This window comes from Luminiphilus syltensis NOR5-1B (assembly GCF_000158175.1).
In the GTDB taxonomy this organism is placed as follows: domain Bacteria; phylum Pseudomonadota; class Gammaproteobacteria; order Pseudomonadales; family Halieaceae; genus Luminiphilus; species Luminiphilus syltensis.
Genome location: NZ_DS999411.1, coordinates 3,242,770 through 3,243,690, shown reverse-complemented (window position 1 = coordinate 3,243,690; position 921 = coordinate 3,242,770). Strand labels below are relative to the sequence as shown.

The 921-nt window shown below is 54.7% G+C and carries 2 protein-coding genes; both read right to left on the bottom strand.

What is annotated here, in order from left to right:
- A partial coding sequence (locus NOR51B_RS14635) for a 3-hydroxyacyl-CoA dehydrogenase NAD-binding domain-containing protein (protein WP_040482183.1) occupies window positions 1-415 on the bottom strand: 415 nt, incomplete at its 3' end.
- Between the two features lie 40 nt (window positions 416-455).
- The coding region (locus NOR51B_RS15100) for an enoyl-CoA hydratase-related protein (RefSeq protein ID WP_040482182.1) at window positions 456-921 on the bottom strand (466 nt) is incomplete at its 5' end.

Below are 921 nucleotides of genomic sequence, written 5' to 3'. Positions count from 1 at the left end.
AAAAGTGCATCCCAAAAACGTTCAGCGTCTGCACGCTGTTGCTGAGCTCGCCTATCGGCAGGGCGCTGGTATTGCTCGCGATCAGACTGGGACTTCGCTTGGAAATCTTACTGAGGATATCGAGCTTGAGTCCCAGGCGTTCCGGAACTGTTTCAATAACAAGATCGATTCCCCGGTCCAGTTCATCGACTGATTCCAGCCGACTAATGCGCGCCAGTAGCTCATCTGCCTTCCGTTGATTAATACGACCGCGAAGAACAGCATTATCCGCTGTTCTTCTAAGGGTGCTGACCATTCTTTTTTCGGCGTCAGAGTTGGCTTCCACTACGGTCACGGGATAGCCGGCCAACGCGCTGACATAGGCGATACCCGTACCCATGGTACCTCCGCCAACCACTGCAATGCTGTTTAACATTAGATCGCGCCTCCTGGGCAGGTTGGGATTGCTATTTTCATTAGCAGCCACGCCACTGTGGCTTACGTTTTTCGGCAAAAGCGCTGGCGCCTTCTCTTGAGTCTTCCGTAGCCAGAATGGAATCGACCAGCGGTCGCTGTAGTTCCCAGATCTCTGCTTCCGGCCATCCTGAGGACTCTTCGATAATCCGCTTACTCATCGCCACCGAGAGCGGTGCGTTGCGGGCAATTCGGGCGGCCAGAGCCAGGGAATATGAAAGCGCCTCACCCTCAGGGGCTAACTGATTGGCGAGACCCCATTTTAAAGCTGTCGAGCCATCCATACGGTCCCCGGTGAGCGCGAACTGTAGCGCGATGTTCCTCGGTATCCGCTTAGGTAAGCGCACCAATCCACCGGATCCTGCTACAAGGCCACGACCTACTTCAGGTAGCCCGAATACCGCCGTTTCAGAAGCGATAATGAGGTCGCATGCAAGTGCGAGCTCAAATCCTCCTGCAAGCGCATAA